A 2,770-nucleotide genomic window follows, 5' to 3' on the forward strand; every position below is an offset into this window, starting at 1 on the left:
GCGCATCGGCGACCGCCTCCAGCACCAGCACGAACTGGTCCGCCCCGGCGCGGGCAACGAATTGCCCGGTCTTCGAGCCTCCCTGCAGGCGGCGCGCCATCTCGCGCAGCAGCCGGTCCCCGGCCTCGTGGCCGAGCGAGTCGTTCACGGTGCGGAAGTGGTCCAGGTCGACGAACAGCAGCGCGACCCGCTGGCCGCGCGCTTGCGACTCGGTCAGCACGCGCGCCAGGTGCTGCATCAGGTGGGGGCGGTTGGGCAGCTGGGTGAGCGCATCGTGCAACGCCAGGAACTCGGCGCGCGCCTGCGCCTGTTTGCGCGCCGACACGTCGCGCAGCACCACCACGCGCTGGCCGGAGGCCGCCCCGGGCAGGCTCTTGCCGATGACTTCCAGGTGGATTGCGCCGCCGTCCTTGCGACGCACCCCGACCTCGTAGACGTCCTCGCGCTGCTCGGCGGTGTAGGCCCGCACGGCTTGCTGGTACTGCGGCAGGATGAACTCCCGCAGCGGCCGGCCGAGCACCTCCTCGCGCGCGAAGCCGGTCAGGTGCAGTGCCGCCTCGTTGCAGTCGAGAATCACCCCGTCCGTGTGGAAGATGATGCCTTCCTCCGAGGCGGAGGTGAACTTGCGCATGCGCTCCTCGCTCTCGGCCAGCGCGCGCTCGGCGAGGCGGTGGTGCGTGATGTCGCTGACCAGCACGAAGACGCCGGCCAGCGGCGCGCCGCCCGGGGAGGGCGGAACGAGGTGGGGCACCATGCTCACTTCCAGGAAGCGGACCCCGCCTCCCGGCAGCGCCTGCTCGCGCTCGTAGCGCACGGCCTGGCCCTGCAGCACCTGCCGGATGTGGGGCTCGACGAAGGCCCAGGTGTCTTCCCCCAGCACTTGGCGCGCCGTGCGGCCGAGGATGGTCTCGGGGGTGAAGCCGTTCAGTTGGGCATACCGGGCATTGGCGAAGACACAGCGCAGCTCCTGCGACGCGTAGTAGGCCAGCATCACGGGCACGGCATCAGCCAGCAGGCGCGCGAACGGGCTGTCGATCCTCAGCGCGGCTGCAGCGCCGCCTGCGTGGGGATCCTCGCTGGGGGCAGGCAACGGGGCTTCCATGGGTGGGCAGATGGTGCTTTGCGCTGCTGCGGCCGTCCATTAGCGAAACCGAGCATGGGGCCCAGGCGCCGGGCGGCGAAAGGGCGCGGGCCGGATAATGCCACCATGTTCGAACTCGGATGGAAGCGGCGGGCCCTGCCGGCGTGGATGACGCCGGTCAATCTCCTGCGCGTCTCCGTGGCGGTGGCGCTCCTGACCATCACGCTCAAGACGCTGGCCTGGTGGGTGAGCGGCTCGGTGGGCCTGCTCTCCGACGCGCTCGAATCCTTCGTCAACCTCGCGGGCGCGGTGTTCGCCCTGGCCATGGTCACGGTGGCGCGCCGCCCGGCGGACGATTGCCACCCTTTCGGCCACCACAAGGCGGAGTATTTCTCCTCCGGCTTCGAGGGCATCCTGATCCTCGGGGCGGCGGCGGCCATCATCTGGGCGGCTGTGCTGCGGCTGCTGGAGCCCCAGCCGGTCATGGAGCTGGGCTGGGGCATGGGGCTGGCGCTGGCGAGCACGGCCTGCAACGCGCTGCTCGCCTGGGGCATGCTGCGCGCCGCGCGCGTGCACCGCTCGGCGGCGCTGGAGGGCGATGCGCGCCACCTGCTGACCGACGTGTGGACCTCGATCGGCGTGGTGGCCGGCCTGCTGGCGGTGCGCGCCACCGGCTGGCTGTGGCTGGACCCGGTGGTGGCGATCGGCGTGGCGCTGAACATCCTGCGCGAGGGCGCGCGGCTGCTGTGGGGCGCCTCGCAGGGCCTGATGGACGAGGCCATGGCGCCCGAGCTGCTCGAGCGCGTGCACGCGGTGCTGCGCGCCCACGAGGAGGACAGCGGCGGGCGGGTGTATTTCGACGCCCTGGCCTCACGCCGCGCCGGGGCGCGCAACCACCTGGACCTGCACATGCACGTGCCGCACGACTGGACGCTCGGTCAGGCGGCGCGCGAACGCCGCAGCGTCGAGCAGGCGCTGCTGCATGCCGTGCCGGGCCTGCGCGCCACGCTGGAACTGCTGCCCACGGACCATACGACGGTGTTCGAGACCTTGCAGGCGCGGCGCCGTGAGGCCGAGCCCGGCGCGGAGCGCCTGCCATGATCGCGCTGCTGCAGCGCGTGCGCGAGGCGCGCGTGGAGGTCGCGGGCCAGGTGGTGGGGCGCATCGGCGCGGGCCTGCTGGTGCTGGTGTGTGCCGAGCAGGGCGACAGCGAGGCCGAGGCCGAGAAGCTGCTGGCCAAGGTCCTGAAGCTGCGCATCTTCAGCGACGAGGCCGGCAAGATGAACCGCAGCGTGCAGGACGTGGGCGGCGGGTTGCTGGTGGTCAGCCAATTCACGCTGGCGGCCGACACGCGCGGCGGCAACCGGCCAAGCTTCACCCAGGCCGCGGCCCCGGCCGAGGGGCGGCGGCTGTACGCGCATTTCGTGGAGCGCGCCCGGGAGGCGCACCCGCTGGTGCAGACGGGGGAATTCGCCGCCGAGATGCAGGTGCACCTGGTCAACGACGGCCCGGTGACCATCCCGCTGCGCATCGCGCCGGCGGGCGGGCAGGCCTAGGTGCCCGCCGCCCCGCGCCCTACTGTTTCCAGAAGAACAGCGCCGCCATCACCAGCAGGAAGCGCGACAGGGGCAGCGCCTGCTGGACCTCGCGCGCGAAGGCCTCGCTGCCGTGCGCGCGGATGAAACTGTC

3 protein-coding genes are annotated in these 2,770 nt (G+C 72.3%); 2 read left to right on the forward strand and 1 reads right to left on the reverse strand.

Going from position 1 to position 2,770, the window contains the following annotated elements; translation table 11 throughout:
• The coding region (locus tag A612_RS10660) for a GGDEF domain-containing protein (protein ID WP_141630350.1) at window positions 1-1,102 on the reverse strand (1,102 nt) is incomplete at its 3' end.
• A gap of 105 nt (window positions 1,103-1,207) precedes the next feature.
• Between A612_RS10660 and A612_RS10665 the strand changes: the two genes are divergently transcribed.
• Both A612_RS10665 and dtd read left to right on the forward strand, forming a co-directional pair.
• Window positions 1,208-2,182 carry a cation diffusion facilitator family transporter gene (locus A612_RS10665; RefSeq protein WP_040436618.1) on the forward strand — a complete coding sequence of 325 codons (975 nt, stop codon included), beginning with the start codon at window positions 1,208-1,210 and terminating at the stop codon, window positions 2,180-2,182.
• Window positions 2,179-2,637, forward strand: a complete 459-nt coding sequence (gene dtd, locus A612_RS10670; protein WP_019374476.1) for a D-aminoacyl-tRNA deacylase — start codon at window positions 2,179-2,181, stop codon at window positions 2,635-2,637. The genes A612_RS10665 and dtd overlap by 4 nt, the downstream gene beginning before the upstream one ends.
• Window positions 2,638-2,770 lie beyond the last annotated feature (133 nt).

Source organism: Melaminivora alkalimesophila, from assembly GCF_000282995.1.
Taxonomy (GTDB): domain Bacteria; phylum Pseudomonadota; class Gammaproteobacteria; order Burkholderiales; family Burkholderiaceae_C; genus Melaminivora; species Melaminivora alkalimesophila.

Coding starts and splice junctions, on each gene's coding strand:
- dtd (WP_019374476.1), top strand. CDS start 2,179: ATGATCGCGCTGCTGCAGCGCGTGCGCGAGGCGCGCGTGGAGGTCGCG.
- A612_RS10665 (WP_040436618.1), top strand. CDS start 1,208: ATGTTCGAACTCGGATGGAAGCGGCGGGCCCTGCCGGCGTGGATGACG.